This window comes from Rhodococcus sp. CH91, assembly GCF_022554085.1.
GTDB lineage: Bacteria > Actinomycetota > Actinomycetes > Mycobacteriales > Mycobacteriaceae > Rhodococcus.
The window spans coordinates 72,691-85,872 of record NZ_JAKFYR010000014.1; the positions used below are offsets into that span (position 1 = coordinate 72,691).

Sequence of the window (13,182 nt, forward strand, 5' to 3'; positions counted from 1 at the left end):
CGTGACCGATCACGCGCTGTAGGCGGCGACCACCTCGGGGTGATCCATGCAGGCGGTCGCGCCTTCCGCAACGCAGGTGAGGGGCCGTTCGGCCGTCTTCACCGGGAGCCCGAACGCATCTTCGAGCAGTTGCGGCAGGCCACGCAGCATCGATCCGCCGCCGATCGCCAGCATGCCTTCGGCCATCACGTCGCCGATCGCCCGCGCCGGAAGGTCGTCCAGGCATGCGGACAGCGTCTGCACGATGCTCGTCATGGTCGGTCGCACCGCGTCGAGGATCTTCTCGGTGTCGAGGGTGACGAGCCGGACCCGGCCGGTCGCGGCGTCGCGGCCTTCGACCACGAGCGGTTGTTCGTCGGCGGTGTCGGGTGCCCCCACTTTGGCGCGTTCCGCGGTGAGTTCGCCGACGACGAGTTCGTGTTCGGCGCGAAGGTAGCGCAGTATCGCCCGATTCAGGTCGTTTCCTGCGATTCGGCAACTGCGGTGGGACAGCACGCCGCCGTAACAGATGGCGGTGACTTCCGAAGTCCCGCCGCCGATGTCGACGATGAGATGGGTGGACGGCTCGAGCGGGTTGAGGCCGCAGCCGAGAGCGCCGGCGACCGGTTCCGGTATCAGCCCCACCTTCCGCAGGCCCGCCTCGTGTCCGACCTCGAGCATCGCGCGGCGCTCGAGCGGGGTGACCCCGGCGGGAACCGCGATGACGCCCGTGGGCCGGGGACCGAACCGGCGACGTGGGGCGGACCGTTCGAGAACAGCGGTGACGAACGTGCGAGCCGATCCGAGGTCCACGATCACGCCGTCGCGTATCGGGCGAATCGCCGTGATCCCGGCGGGAATGCGGTCGACGAGGTCGCTCGCCTCGTGGCCGATCGTGAGCGCTCTGTGTGGCTCCCTCGCCCGAACCATCAACAGCGACGGCTCGTTCAGGACTATGCCGTCTTCGGGGGTGCCGACGACGGTGTTGGCAGTTCCGAGATCGATACCGAATCCACGCACATCGGCCTCCGAGAGGATTCCCAGCGAGATGTTCAGATGGTGTCCACCGGCATCGCAAGATGTCGAATACCACTCAGGCTACCGCTGTCGAATTCCCCTCAGCGCGTTGTTCGGCGGAATAGGTGACATGGAGTTCCGGCGAGTGCCCCGCTCGTCGTGGATGACCGGATCAGGCGGGGCCGAGCCGCAGCACCACGGTGACGCGCCCCCGATCGTCGCGCGTCGCGACGGCGTGGCCGGTGCGCTCCTCGTCGTCGAGCCGGATGGACATGGGTGCACCGTCGCCGAGAAAGTTGCGCCACCACGACTTCTCGTCGGGCATCGCGACGCCGATCGTCACGGTGTCGCCCGAGAGGCGGTAGCCGACCGGAAGCGTGATCGTCCTGCCGGACCTGCGGCCGGTGTAGGTGATCGAGGTGATGTGCTTGCGGATGCGGCTGCCGATCACGGGCAGTCCGGCGGCCGTCATGACGGCGGAGTTGAAGGAGCCTGCGTGGCGAAGGAGCGAACCGGCGAGCGTCATGTCTACCTCCCACCGTCACGGTACGGGAATGTGCAGCTCTGTCTTCGGCGGTCGGCTACTTCTCTTCGGGCGCGACGGCCGGGGGAGTGGGAATCACCGCGGTGGTCAGGTCGACGCGCATCCGGTCGCCGCCGGTATCCGTTCGGTACGGGGCAAGGATCTCGCCGAGTCGCGCCTGGATCTCCGCGAGGTCGTCGGTGGTGACGTAGAGCGGAGTGGTTCCGAAACCCAGATAGCGTCGGAGCTGTCGATCGTCGTTCTCGACGAAGGTGTCGAAACTCTTGCCGAGTGATCCGAGGAAGGCGAGAAAGGCATTCCGCAGTTCGGCGTCGTCCATGGCAGCGAGCTCGTCGTGCCCGACATGGGCCATACGCTCGCCGAGCGCGAGGGTGCGTTCGATGGTGCCGCGTACGCGGCGTTCGTCGACGACGGTGACGATCTCGGCGTCGATCAGGGCCGAGATGTGCCGATAGAGGGTGGCCTGGGTGACGTCGGGGAGTTCGGCCCGGAGTTGTGCGGTGGTCAGCCGGCGTCCGCCGAGTTGCTGCACGATCCGCAGTCGAACGGGGTGCAGCACCACCTCGGCGATCGGTGAGATCTTCCCCATCGGCACCCTTCCCTCATTATTATCAGTCTGATAATGTTCTCAGTACTGCATCCAGCTTACCGCCGACGGGAGACCTGACGTTATGGCGACATCGATATGTCGAGACGATGCCCTTCACCTCTCCTTCTCCTGGTGGGAAGCGATCATGGTCCGCCGGAGCACGATGAAGGTGCCGTTGCCGGAGATCTCGAGCGTCGAGGTCCTGCCGGGCTGGACGTCCGAGATTCTCGGCATCAGATCGGGATTGGTGATCTCCGGATACCTGAAGGTGGGCACCTTCCGGCATCCGCGCGGCGCCCGGCGCCTGGTCGCGATGAAGCGCGGATATCCGGTGCTGCGTATCGGGGTGCGCCGGGTCGGCACCGGGTTCGACGAGCTCCTGCTGAGTTCTCCGAATGCCTACGCGCTCGCGAACGCCGTGGACCCGGCCGGGGCTCACTGACCGCCGACGCCGTCCGGCTCAGCCGGCGAGTTCGGCGAACAACACCTGTGCTGCCCGCATGGCGGCGTCTTCGTCGCCGTCGATCACGGCCGTCACCAGCGCGGAGTGTTCGGGTTCGAAGCCGAGACCCGTGGCTCGGACGTGCCTGTCGATCGTCCGGCGGATCGAGGGGAGCAGCGAGTCGTAGAACTCGAGGTAGACGGCGTTGTGGCTGGCTTCGACGATGCCCCGGTGCAGCGCGACGTCGGCGTCCACCGCGGCGGCCGTATCGGAACCGCCGAATACCCGATTGCGGTCGGCGAGCAGTCGCTCGAGCCGGGCTGCGTCGTCGGGGGTGCGGCGCTGTGCGGCCAGGACGGCGGCGGTGACGTCGAGCGTCTGCCTCAGTTCGAGCAGGTCGCGTTCGCGGGCGGTGGCGAAGTACTTGCCGAGTGTGCCGCTGACGTCGGAGGTCGCGACGACGTAGGTGCCCGATCCCTGGCGGCGTTCGAGCATGCCGGTGTGCACGAGTGCCTGCACCGCTTCGCGAACGGTGTTGCGACCGGTGCCGGTGAACTCGCACAGTTGCGGTTCGGTGGGGATACGGTCGCCGACCTTCCAGCGTCCGCTGCAGATCTCGCTCCGCAACTGTTCGGTGACCTGCTCGATCAGGTTGGTGCGCCGAACCGGTTTTCCCAAATTCATCCCATCATCCTATGATTTTTGCCGTGAGTCTTCTTCGTGGTCGTCTTCTGGTGTTCTGTGCGATCGCGATGTCGGCACTCGTCCTGAGGCTCGCGGTCACCTCGTTCAGTCCCCTCGCCGCGCGAATCAGTGAGGACATCGGCTTCTCGTCCACCGTCGTCGGCGTGTTCGGCATGATCCCGACCGCCATGTTCGCCGCCTTCGGCCTGGCCACCCCGATGCTCGCCCGTCGATGGGGACTCGAACGCACCGCACTGATCGCGATGCTCATGGCGGGTGCGGGCATGGCGACCCGCGCGCTGATGACCGACACATGGTCGCTGCTGATCCTGTCGGGTGTCGCGCTGGGCGGAATGGGCATCGGCAACGTCGTCATTCCCCCTCTGGTCAAGCGCTACTTCTCCGACGGGCTGGCGCTGGTCAGTTCGGTATACATCGTGGGCGTTCAGCTGGGCACCATCGTGCCCGCTTTCGTCGCGGTACCGCTCGCCGACGCCTTCGGATGGCGCATCTCGCTGGGAGTGTGGGCGCTGGTCGGATTCGCGGCGGCCCTCCCGTGGATCTGGGTCCTGCTGCGACGTCGCGGTGCCGACACCGGGGAGGCGTTGCCCGCCGACCAGCCTGCGCCCGGCAAGGTGTGGCGCTCCCCGGTGGGCTGGGGAATGGCCGGCATGTTCGGGATGACATCCCTCGTCACGTACTCGATGTTCACGTGGATCCCCGACATCCTCGCCGACGCCGGGGCCAGTGCGGCATTCGGCGGCGCGATGGTGGGATTGTTCGCCCTGCTCGGGCTGGTCTCCGCCTTCGGTGCTCCCTCCCTGTGTGCACGGATGGAGAACCCGTTCCCGGTGGTCGTGGCGTGCGGCGCGTGTTTCCTCGTCGCCTTCGCCGGTCTGTGGATCGCGCCGATGAGTGCCCCGATCCTGTGGATCGTGCTGCTCGGGCTCGGACCCAGCACCTTTCCGATGGCGCTGACCTTGATCAACCTGCGCTCACGCACCCACGCCGGGTCGGCCGCACTGTCGGGCTTCACCCAGGGCGTGGGCTACACCGCCGCCTGCCTCGGCCCGCTGCTGTTCGGCGTCTTCCACGACCTCACCTCGGGCTGGACGGCCTCGTTCGCCTTCATGACCGTCGCCGTCGCGGTGCTGATGACCGGCGCCTACCAGGCGTGCAAACCGCGCGTGGTGGAGGACAGCTGGCACGCCGACCGCACGACTTCTGTGGGGTAGAGCCCGCTCACCGGGCCCTACCCCACAGAAATCGGCTACAGCGCGACGTACTTCCTCTCGAGATACTCCTCGATCCCTTCGGTGCCGCCCTCCCGGCCGAAGCCCGACTCCTTGATGCCGCCGAAGGGTGCGGCGACATCGGAGACGACCCCGCGGTTCACGCCCACCATCCCGGCCTCGAGGGCCGACGCGACACGCACGGCCCGGTCGAGATCGCGGGTGTAGAAGTAGGCGGCCAGGCCGTACTCGGAGTCGTTCGCCGCGGCGACGGCCTCGTCCTCGCTGTCGAAGGTGGTGAGTGCGACGACGGGACCGAAGATCTCCTCCCGCAGCACCCGCGCGTCGGCGGGGACCCGGTCCAGGACGGTGGGCGGATAGAAGGTGCCCGGACCGTCGGGGACCACACCACCGGTGAGCAGGCGCGCGCCGCGCTGCACCGCGTCGACGACCAGCTCGTGCACCCGGCAGCGCTGCACCGAGGTGATGAGCGGACCGAGATCGGTGCCCTCGTCGAGGCCGTGGCCGACCCGCAGCGCCGACATCCGCGCGACCAGCTTCCCGGTGAACTCCTCCGCGACCTCCCGGGCGACGTAGAAGCGGTTGGCGGCAGTGCACGCCTCACCGCCGTTGCGCATCTTCGCGGCCATCGCACCGTCGACGGCGGCGTCGACGTCGGCGTCGGCGAACACCAGGAACGGGGCGTTGCCGCCGAGCTCCATGGACGTGCGCAGGAGTCTCTCGGCGGACCGACGGACCAGCAGCTTGCCGACCCCGGTCGAGCCGGTGAACGTGATCTTCCGCAGTCTCGAGTCGGTGAGCAGCGGCTCGGTCAGCGCGGCAGCATCGGAGGTGGGCAGGATCGACAGCACACCGGCAGGCAGACCCGCGTCGGCGAAGACCTGCCCGAGCAGCAGCATCGTCAGCGGGGTTTCGGCCGCGGGTTTGACGATGATCGGGCAGCCCGCCGCCAGTGCCGGGCCGATCTTGCGCGTCGCCATGGCCAGCGGGAAGTTCCACGGTGTGATCGCGAGAACCGGCCCGACGGGCTCCGCGGTGACGAGGATGCGGCCGGTACCGGCGGGCGACGTCGTGGTGCGCCCACCGATCCGCACGGCCTCCTCGGCGTTCCAGCGCAGGAACTCGGCGCCGTAGTTCACCTCGCCGTGTGCTTCGGCGAGGGGCTTGCCCATCTCCGAGGTGATGGTGTGGGCGAACTCGCCGGCACGTTCTTTCACGAGATCGAATGCCTGGCGGAGGATCTCACCGCGCTCCCGCGGCGGGGTCGCCGCCCACGAATTCCGGACCGAGACGGCCAGGTCCAGCGCGCGCAGACCGTCGGCCGGGGAGGCGTCGGCGACCTCGGCGAGGAGTGCACCGGTCGCGGGATCCTGGACGGGGAACGTCGCGCCGGTGGAGGATCCGGTGAGGTTGCCGCCCAGCCACATCAGCGCGGTCACTGCGCTGCTCCCACGAGCGCGCCGGCGGTGGCGCGCACGGCGTCGGCGAGGACGTCGAGGCCGTCGGCGAGCAGATCGTCGGAGATCACGAGCGGCGGCAGCAACCGGATGACATTGCCGTAGGTGCCGCAGGTGAGCAGGATGACGCCCTCGGCGAGTGCGCGGGCGGCGATCTCGGAAGCGGCCTTCGGGTTCGGATCGCGGGTACCGGGACGCACGAGTTCGATCGCGAGCATCGCACCGCGGCCACGCACCTCACCGATCACGTCCACCTCCTCGGCCAGGGCACGCAACCGCGCGGTGGCGATCTGCTCGATCCGGCGGGCCCGCTCGCACAGATCCAGTTCGGCCATGCGGTCGAGCGTCGCGAGCGCGGCGGCACACGCGACGGGATTGCCGCCGTAGGTCCCGCCGAGTCCGCCGCCGTGGACCGCGTCGATGAGGTCGGCACGACCGGTGACCGCCGCGAGCGGCATCCCGCCCGCGACACCCTTGGCGATGGTCACGAGGTCGGGGACGATGCCCTCGGCGTCGCTGGCGAACCACGAGCCGGTGCGGGCCAGGCCGGTCTGCACCTCGTCGGCGACGAAGACGATGCCGTTGGCCTTCGCCCAGTCCACCAGTGCCGGCAGGAAGCCTTCGGCGGGCACGATGAAACCGCCCTCGCCCTGGATCGGTTCGATGACGATCGCCGCGACGTTGTGCGCGCCGACCTGCTTGTCGATCTGCAGGATGGCCCGCTGCGCGGCCTGCGCACCGCTGATCGGGGTGCCGTCGTGGTCGAGGCCCTCGCGGAAGGGATAGGACGCCGCGACGCGGTGGACGTCCGCGGCGAACGGGCCGAAGCCCTCCTTGTACGGCGCGTTCTTCGCCGTCATCGCCATCGTCAGGTTGGTGCGCCCGTGGTAGGCGTGATCGAAGACGACCACGCTACGGCGACCGGTCGCGACCCGGGCGATCTTCACCGCGTTCTCCACGGCCTCCGCGCCGCTGTTGAACAGCACCGTGCGCTTGGCGTGATCGCCCGGGGTGAGCTCGGCGAGCTTCTCGGCGACGGCGATGTACCCCTCGTAGGGGGTGACCATGAAGCAGGTGTGCGTGAAGTGCGCGGCCTGCTCCTGGATCGCCTTCACCACAGCACGATCCGAGGCACCGACGGAGGTGACGGCGATACCGGAACCGAGGTCGATGAGGGCGTTGCCGTCGACGTCGAGGACGATGCCGCCGTCGACATCGGCCGCGTAGACGGGCACGGACGAGGCGACACCCGCACCGACGGCGTTGCGGCGACGCTCGGTCAGCGCGGCAGAACGCGGGCCGGGCAGTTCGGTGACGAGGCAGCGCTGCTGGGGGATGCGGTATTCGATCTCGGGCATCGACGGGCCTTTCGGTGGAGCAGAGGAAGGAGGGGGTCAGGCCTTCGGCAGTGCCGTCAGGCCTTCGGCAGGGCCATGGCCGAGAGCAGTTCGTAGCCGACGTGCGCGGCCGCGATACCGGTGATCTCGGCGTGGTCGTAGGACGGGGAGACCTCGACGATGTCGGCGCCGACGAGGTTTGTGCCGGCGAAGGCGCGCAGCATGCGCAGCAGTTCGCGGCTCGTCAGGCCGCCGGCCTCGGGGGTGCCGGTGCCCGGGGCGTGGGCGGGGTCGAGCACGTCGATGTCGACGGAGACGTAGACCGGGCGGTCGCCGATGCGGGCGAGCATCCGCTCGATCGCCGCTGCGACACCGTCGATCTCGATCTCCGGGGAGGTGACGGCGGAGAATCCGAGCATGCGATCGTCCGACAGGTCCTTGTCGCTGTAGAGGGGGCCTCGGGTGCCGATGTGCATGCTGGCCTCCTTGTCGATGAGGCCTTCCTCCGATGCGCGGCGGAACGGCGTGCCGTGCGTGATCGACGCGCCGAAGTAGGTGTCCCAGGTGTCGAGGTGCGCGTCGAAGTGGACGACGGCGACCGGTCCGTGGCGACGCGCGACCGAGCGCAGCAGCGGCAGGGCGATCGTGTGGTCGCCGCCGATGGTGAGCAGGCGCGTGCCGTCACCGGTGAGGGCGTCGGCGCCGCGCTCGATGTCGGTGACCGCTTCGTCGATGTTGAAGGGATTGCATGCGATGTCGCCGGCGTCGGAGACCTGCATCTCCCGGAACGGGGAGACGTCGAGTGCCGGGTTGTAGGGGCGCAGCAGCTTCGACGACGCGCGGACGTGGGCCGGGCCGAGGCGCGCGCCGGGCCGGTAGCTCACGCCGGTGTCGAACGGGACGCCGACGATCGCGACGTCGGTGCTGGTGACCTCGTCGAGACGAGGCAGTCGCGCGAAGGTGCCGGGCCCGTTGTAGCGGGGGATCTGCGAGGCGTCGACGGGTCCGATGGGGCTCATGGTGGAAGGTCCTTTGCTGGGAGGGTCAGTCGGCGTAGCCGGGCGCGATGCGGTCGAGCAGGCGCAGCAGTGCTGCCCACGCGAGGTCCGCGCCCGGATCGGCGAAGTCGTCACCGCTGTTCGTGCCGGTGAGCTGGCGGGCGCTGCGTTCGCACACGTCCGGTGGCGGCAGCACCAGGGGACCGGCCGCGGCGGCCGTCACCTGGATCTCGCACGCCCGGTTGAGATAGAACATCCGCAGGAATGCCTGGGCGGGAGTGCTTCCCACGGTGAGCAGGCCGTGATTGCGCAGGATCATCACGGGGCGGTCGCCGAGGTCGGCGACGAGCCGGGCCTGCTCGTCGAGGCTCAGCGCGACACCCTCGTAGTCGTGGTAGGCGACGCGGTCGTAGAACTCCATCGACATCTGGTTCACGGGCAGCAGACCGTCGGTGGTCGCCGCGACCGCGCAGCCGGCCCGGGTGTGGGTGTGCAGCACGCAGTGCGCGTCGGGGCGGGCCGCGTGGATCGCGCCGTGGATGACGAAACCGGCCGGGTTCACCAGGGTGCCGGTGTCACCGACGGGCATCCCGGCCGGATCGACCACCACGAGGTTCGACGCGGTGATCTCCTCGAAGAGCAGGCCGTAGGGGTTGATGAGGAAGCGTGGTTCCGGTCCGGGCAGCCGCAACGAGATGTGCGTGAAGATCAGGTCGGTCATCCCGAAGTGCGCGACGAGCCGGTACACGGCGGCCAGTTCGCGGCGCAGCCTCAGTTCCTCGGTGCGGGCGACGGTGCCGGTCACAGGTCCAGCACCGCCGTCGAGATCGGCCGGGACACGCAGGGGAAGAAGCACTTTCCTTCCTCGCGCTCGTCGTCGAGGAGGATGTTGTCGCGGTGGTCGATCTTCCCGGACAGCACACCCACCTCGCAGCTGCCGCACGTGCCTTCGCGGCACGACCACATGACGTCCGCACCGGCACGTTCGAGCGCGTCGAGGACCGATTCGTCCTCGGCGACCTCCACGACGGGTCCGTCCGCGCCGAGCTGCACCGAGCACGCCGACGACGGCGCGGCGTCCTCGGATGCCGGAGCGGACCCTGCCGGAGCGGGCGAGAACGACTCGATGCGCAACGCCTCGGCCGGAAGCAGTTCCGTCAGTTCGGTGAGCATGCGTTCCGGCCCGCAGGAGTACACGAGCGCGTCCCCGGTACCGGCCGCGAACAGTGCCGGCAGGTCGAGCCGTCGGCCCTCGGCGGAGGGGTGGAGGTGGACGGGCACGCCGGTCGCGGCGAGGCGCTCGACGAACCGCGCCGGAGCCTGACCCGAGTAGGCGTAGTGCACGCTGACGGTCGCTCCACGCGCGGCGGTCGCCTCGATCATCGGCAGCAGCGGGGTGATCCCGATACCGCCGGCGACGAAGACGTAGGCCGGGGCGTCCTCGAGCGGAAAGTGCTGACGCGGGCCCTGCACGCGCAGGATGTCACCGGGACGCAGCGTGGAGTGCACGTAGGCCGAACCCCCGCGGGAGTCCGCGGCGGCCCGCACCGCGACCGTCCAGCTGCGCAGGTCGGCCGGGTCCCCGCACAGCGAGTACTGGCGGGTGAGTCCCGGGGCCAGTTCCATGTCGACGTGGGCGCCGGGATCCCAGGCCGGCATCGGATCCCCGGCCGGGTCGGCGAGAGTCACCGACAGGATTCCCTCTGCCTCCCAGGTGATTCCGGTGACCCGCACGGAGCGGGTGCGCGGGGTGCGGTCGGTGGAACGCTCGAGCAGGGCGGTCATCGGTAACCTGCTTTCGTTGCGACGCGGTCCTGGAACAGTGCGGTGATCTGATCCCAGTGCGAGACGAGGTTCGTCGAGTCGGAGCCGGGGGAGTTGCGGCCGATCTGCAGGCGGTGCAGCATCGGCATGTCCTGCTCGTTGACCTCCCACAGCACGTCGCACAGCTGCGACCTCGTCTCGGCGAAATCGTCACCGGCGGCGGAGGAGTCGACGAAGATCGCCATGTATTCGACGGTGTGATCGGGGGCGACGGGGTGGTAGCCGATCACCTGGAACCAGTCGGCCTCGAGGAAGACCAGGGCGTTGGGGAACAGGCAGAAGATGTCCTGGCGTTCGAGGCGGTCGGCGGGGACGTCACCGAGCCAGGGCAGCGACTTCGCGGTCTTCTCGGCCTTGCCGGCGGCGCCGCGCGGATAGCTGCCGCCGATGATGTCCGGGTGCAGTGCCACATCGTCGACGTCGAGGGAGGCCGTGACCGGCCCGACCTGCGGGTGCACGAACGGCAGGTGGTAGAAGTCGAGGAAGTTCTCGACGACCAGCTTCCAGTTCGCGTCGACCTCGAACTTCTTCTCACCGGCCAGGTGGAGGCGATCGAAGTCGATGTGCGACCAGCGGCCCAGCACGGGCTCGAGCTTCGCGGCGAAGTCGTCGGCGCAGGCCTGCGGATCGGTGTCCGTCGCCGACAGATCGACGAAGATCATCCCGGCCCAGGTATGGCTCGCGACCAGCAGCAGGCTCAGCCGCTTCGCGACCTCCGGGTCGAGCTTCGAGCGACGCTCACGCGTGTAGTAGGGGGCGGCGGCGAGCGTGCCGTCGAGCTTGAACGACCAGCAGTGGTAGGCGCACTGGATGCGTCCCTGCACGACCATCGGATCCTCGGTCAGCGCCATGCCGCGGTGCCGGCACGAGTTGTGGAACACGCGGATGCGGCCGTCCTCGCCGTGCACGAGCAGCAGCGGCTTGCCGCCGATGGTGACGGGATGGACCGCGCCGGGTTCGGCGACCCAGTGGGCGTAACCGGCCCACACCCAGCCCGACGAGAAGACGCTCTTCTGCTCGTCGGCGAACTCCTCGGTGCCGGTGTACGCGCGGGCAGGGACGATCGCGCGTCCGGTGGGCAGCTCGGGCAGCGGGCCGTCGATCACGACGTTGCCGGTCGAGGTGGTGGTGCGCTCCGGCAGGGGGAACTGCGAGGTGCTCATCGTGACGCTCCTGAGGTCGTGAGGGTGGAAGTGCGGCCTGTGGACCCGGTCGCGGATGCGGCCTCGGCGAAGGCGGCGACGGCCCGGTCGCGCAGGGTCAGGGTGTCGGCCCACCGGTCGGACAGCTCGACGCCGTCGCGATCGGTGATGGCGTAGGGGGTGGTGCCGAGTTCGGTGCAGAACATGACGGGCTCGTCGCTGCCGGCCCGGGCGCGGCGTTCGAGGATCGAGGTGAACGCGCGGGTCCACCAGCCCGTGAACAGCTCCTCCCATTCGCGGTGCTGGGGGAAGCCGAGGGGGATCTGCACCTGGCAGCGGGTCGCGACGCGGCCCTGGACCGATTCGGCGCGGGCGAACAGGGCCTCGATGTGCCCGTCGATCTCGGGGGTCGGCGTCGACGGGATCTCGCTGCCGGCCACATAGTGCGACAGGTCGATGGCCAGGTTCACGGCGGGGTCGATGTCGTCGAGCAGACGTGTGGTGCGGCGCATGTCGTCGGTGAGGGTGTTGCGGTGGGTCTCGAGTTGCATCGCGACACCGGCAGCCTCGGCGGTGCTGTGCCAGCGATGGACGGCGTCGATCACCACGCTGTCGTCGGGGTCGAAGACGCAGCCGCACACGACCATCCGATCCGCGCCGATCCTCTCGGCGTAGCGCAGCGCGGCGTCGAGATCGGTGTCGTCGCGCAGGAACGCGAAGACCGCCGACCGCAGGTCGCGCTCGCGGAGCAGGGGAGCGAGGCTCCCGGCTTCGGGCTTGCCGCGGGCGCCGAGATCGACTGCCGCACCGTCGAAGTTCTCCTCGACGAGGCGATCGAGCTGCTCGGGCAGGGTCCAGGGAGTGCCGCGCCAGGGCAGATCCTCCATGGCCCACAGGGACTGGAACATCTCGAGCCGGGGGCTCATGCGATCACCTCGTGCGGGTCGTTGACGGAACGGGAGGGTGCGCCGGTGCGGTACCACTCGACGACGTTCGCGGCCTGCATGCGGATGTACTCGCGGGCCGTGCGGTCGGACAGATACGCCACGTGCGGGGTGAGCAGCACGTTCGGGTGTTCGGCGAGGCGGTCGCCCGGCACAGGTGGTTCGACGTCGAGCACGTCGAGGGCGGCCCCGGCGAGGTGGCCGGCGTCGAGTGCGTCGGCGAGTGCACCGGAGTCGACGATGCCGCCGCGCGAGACGTTGATCAGCCACGCGCCCGGCCGCATCTTGGCGAGCAGGTCGGCGTCGAACAGCTTCTCGGTGGAGTCGTCGAGCGGGAGGTGGATGGACACGACGTCGGAGCCGGCGACCACCTCGGCGAGCGAGGCGGGTGTCACCCCGGACGATAGTGCACGACCGGCCCGGTCGTAGCCGAGGATCGTCCCGACCGAACCGGACGCGAGGGCGGCGACCTCGCTGCCGATGCGGCCGAGACCGACGAGCCCGAGGGTCGTCTCGGCGAGGCTCCGCGGAGGATACTGCGGACGGTCGAGCCAGCCGCGCCGCCCGCCGAGGGCGAAGAAGTCGAGCCGGCGGACGGCGGCCAGGGTCAGGGCCCAGGTGTGGGTGGCGACCTCGGTGGTGGCGACATCCCCGACCGTGGCCACCCAGACGTCGCGCACGGTGGCCGCGGCGACGTCGACGGAGTCGTAGCCGCGCGAGAGCATCGAGACGATTCCCACCTGCGGGAGCCGGTCGAGCAGGGCGGCGTCGACGGGGGCGTAGCCGACGAGCAGGGCGGACGCATCCGCCGCGGCGGCGGCGATCGTGTCGGGGTCGCGGGTCTCGAGCACACGCACCTCGAATCCTTCGGCCTCCAGCAGGGCGATGCCCTCCGTGGGGTCGAGGTCGTCGAGATCGGTGTAGACCGCGATCGGGGATGCCATGAGAGTGCTCCGTTCGGGGTCGGTCGGC

General features: G+C 69.5%; 14 protein-coding genes. 2 read left to right on the plus strand and 12 right to left on the minus strand.

All coding sequences use genetic code 11. The features are described from left to right. Window positions 1-9 precede the first annotated feature (9 nt). From MOM01_RS21000 to MOM01_RS21010, 3 genes are all read right to left on the minus strand, one after another. Window positions 10-999, minus strand: coding sequence for a rod shape-determining protein (locus tag MOM01_RS21000; RefSeq protein WP_241387380.1), 990 nt, complete (start codon window positions 997-999; stop codon window positions 10-12). 169 nt (window positions 1,000-1,168) lie between these two features. Further along, window positions 1,169-1,522: a hypothetical protein gene (locus MOM01_RS21005; protein ID WP_241387381.1), complete on the minus strand. Its 354-nt coding sequence runs from the start codon at window positions 1,520-1,522 to the stop codon at window positions 1,169-1,171. Window positions 1,523-1,577: 55 nt separating this feature from the next. After that, window positions 1,578-2,129 (minus strand): helix-turn-helix domain-containing protein, encoded by a 552-nt coding sequence (locus tag MOM01_RS21010; RefSeq protein WP_241387382.1) that lies wholly within the window; start codon window positions 2,127-2,129, stop codon window positions 1,578-1,580. 145 nt (window positions 2,130-2,274) lie between these two features. Here MOM01_RS21010 and MOM01_RS21015 point away from each other — a divergent pair, with 145 nt between their 5' ends. Beyond that, complete coding sequence (locus MOM01_RS21015) at window positions 2,275-2,571, plus strand: hypothetical protein (RefSeq protein WP_241387383.1); 297 nt, start codon at window positions 2,275-2,277, stop codon at window positions 2,569-2,571. A gap of 18 nt (window positions 2,572-2,589) precedes the next feature. Here MOM01_RS21015 and MOM01_RS21020 read toward each other — a convergent pair whose 3' ends face one another. Further along, window positions 2,590-3,255, minus strand: a complete 666-nt coding sequence (locus MOM01_RS21020) for a FadR/GntR family transcriptional regulator (protein ID WP_241387384.1) — start codon at window positions 3,253-3,255, stop codon at window positions 2,590-2,592. 11 nt (window positions 3,256-3,266) lie between these two features. On the opposite strand from MOM01_RS21020, the gene MOM01_RS21025 reads away from it, so the two are divergent. Continuing rightward, the gene (locus MOM01_RS21025) at window positions 3,267-4,490 is read left to right on the plus strand and encodes an MFS transporter (protein ID WP_241387385.1); all 1,224 of its coding nucleotides are present in this window, start codon (window positions 3,267-3,269) and stop codon (window positions 4,488-4,490) included. A gap of 35 nt (window positions 4,491-4,525) precedes the next feature. On the opposite strand, the gene MOM01_RS21030 is transcribed toward MOM01_RS21025, so the two are convergent. From MOM01_RS21030 to MOM01_RS21065, 8 genes are read right to left on the minus strand one after another with little or no spacing between them, the layout of a single operon-like run. Next, window positions 4,526-5,935, minus strand: coding sequence for an NAD-dependent succinate-semialdehyde dehydrogenase (locus MOM01_RS21030; protein WP_241387409.1), 1,410 nt, complete (start codon window positions 5,933-5,935; stop codon window positions 4,526-4,528). 8 nt (window positions 5,936-5,943) lie between these two features. Beyond that, window positions 5,944-7,323, minus strand: a complete 1,380-nt coding sequence (gene gabT / locus MOM01_RS21035; RefSeq protein ID WP_241387386.1) for a 4-aminobutyrate--2-oxoglutarate transaminase — start codon at window positions 7,321-7,323, stop codon at window positions 5,944-5,946. Between the two features lie 56 nt (window positions 7,324-7,379). Then, the gene (gene speB / locus MOM01_RS21040; protein WP_230825293.1) at window positions 7,380-8,321 is read right to left on the minus strand and encodes an agmatinase; all 942 of its coding nucleotides are present in this window, start codon (window positions 8,319-8,321) and stop codon (window positions 7,380-7,382) included. A gap of 25 nt (window positions 8,322-8,346) precedes the next feature. Then, window positions 8,347-9,105, minus strand: coding sequence for a class II aldolase/adducin family protein (locus MOM01_RS21045; protein ID WP_241387387.1), 759 nt, complete (start codon window positions 9,103-9,105; stop codon window positions 8,347-8,349). Continuing rightward, complete coding sequence (locus MOM01_RS21050; protein ID WP_241387388.1) at window positions 9,102-10,085, minus strand: PDR/VanB family oxidoreductase; 984 nt, start codon at window positions 10,083-10,085, stop codon at window positions 9,102-9,104. Before MOM01_RS21050 ends, MOM01_RS21045 begins: the two co-directional genes overlap by 4 nt. Next, the gene (locus MOM01_RS21055; protein WP_241387389.1) at window positions 10,082-11,287 is read right to left on the minus strand and encodes an aromatic ring-hydroxylating oxygenase subunit alpha; all 1,206 of its coding nucleotides are present in this window, start codon (window positions 11,285-11,287) and stop codon (window positions 10,082-10,084) included. Before MOM01_RS21055 ends, MOM01_RS21050 begins: the two co-directional genes overlap by 4 nt. Continuing rightward, window positions 11,284-12,192 carry a sugar phosphate isomerase/epimerase family protein gene (locus MOM01_RS21060; protein ID WP_241387390.1) on the minus strand — a complete coding sequence of 303 codons (909 nt, stop codon included), beginning with the start codon at window positions 12,190-12,192 and terminating at the stop codon, window positions 11,284-11,286. The genes MOM01_RS21055 and MOM01_RS21060 overlap by 4 nt, the downstream gene beginning before the upstream one ends. Then, window positions 12,189-13,154: a C-terminal binding protein gene (locus MOM01_RS21065; protein ID WP_241387391.1), complete on the minus strand. Its 966-nt coding sequence runs from the start codon at window positions 13,152-13,154 to the stop codon at window positions 12,189-12,191. Before MOM01_RS21065 ends, MOM01_RS21060 begins: the two co-directional genes overlap by 4 nt. Window positions 13,155-13,182 lie beyond the last annotated feature (28 nt).

Excerpts from the sequence above, each read along its gene's own strand:
- MOM01_RS21005 (WP_241387381.1), bottom strand. The coding sequence starts at position 1,522 with ATGACGCTCGCCGGTTCGCTCCTTCGCCACGCAGGCTCCTTCAACTCC.
- MOM01_RS21010 (WP_241387382.1), bottom strand. The coding sequence starts at position 2,129 with ATGGGGAAGATCTCACCGATCGCCGAGGTGGTGCTGCACCCCGTTCGA.
- MOM01_RS21015 (WP_241387383.1), top strand. The coding sequence starts at position 2,275 with ATGGTCCGCCGGAGCACGATGAAGGTGCCGTTGCCGGAGATCTCGAGC.
- MOM01_RS21020 (WP_241387384.1), bottom strand. The coding sequence starts at position 3,255 with ATGAATTTGGGAAAACCGGTTCGGCGCACCAACCTGATCGAGCAGGTC.
- MOM01_RS21025 (WP_241387385.1), top strand. The coding sequence starts at position 3,267 with ATGATTTTTGCCGTGAGTCTTCTTCGTGGTCGTCTTCTGGTGTTCTGT.
- MOM01_RS21030 (WP_241387409.1), bottom strand. The coding sequence starts at position 5,935 with ATGTGGCTGGGCGGCAACCTCACCGGATCCTCCACCGGCGCGACGTTC.
- gabT (WP_241387386.1), bottom strand. The coding sequence starts at position 7,323 with ATGCCCGAGATCGAATACCGCATCCCCCAGCAGCGCTGCCTCGTCACC.
- speB (WP_230825293.1), bottom strand. The coding sequence starts at position 8,321 with ATGAGCCCCATCGGACCCGTCGACGCCTCGCAGATCCCCCGCTACAAC.
- MOM01_RS21050 (WP_241387388.1), bottom strand. The coding sequence starts at position 10,085 with ATGACCGCCCTGCTCGAGCGTTCCACCGACCGCACCCCGCGCACCCGC.
- MOM01_RS21055 (WP_241387389.1), bottom strand. The coding sequence starts at position 11,287 with ATGAGCACCTCGCAGTTCCCCCTGCCGGAGCGCACCACCACCTCGACC.
- MOM01_RS21060 (WP_241387390.1), bottom strand. The coding sequence starts at position 12,192 with ATGAGCCCCCGGCTCGAGATGTTCCAGTCCCTGTGGGCCATGGAGGAT.
- MOM01_RS21065 (WP_241387391.1), bottom strand. The coding sequence starts at position 13,154 with ATGGCATCCCCGATCGCGGTCTACACCGATCTCGACGACCTCGACCCC.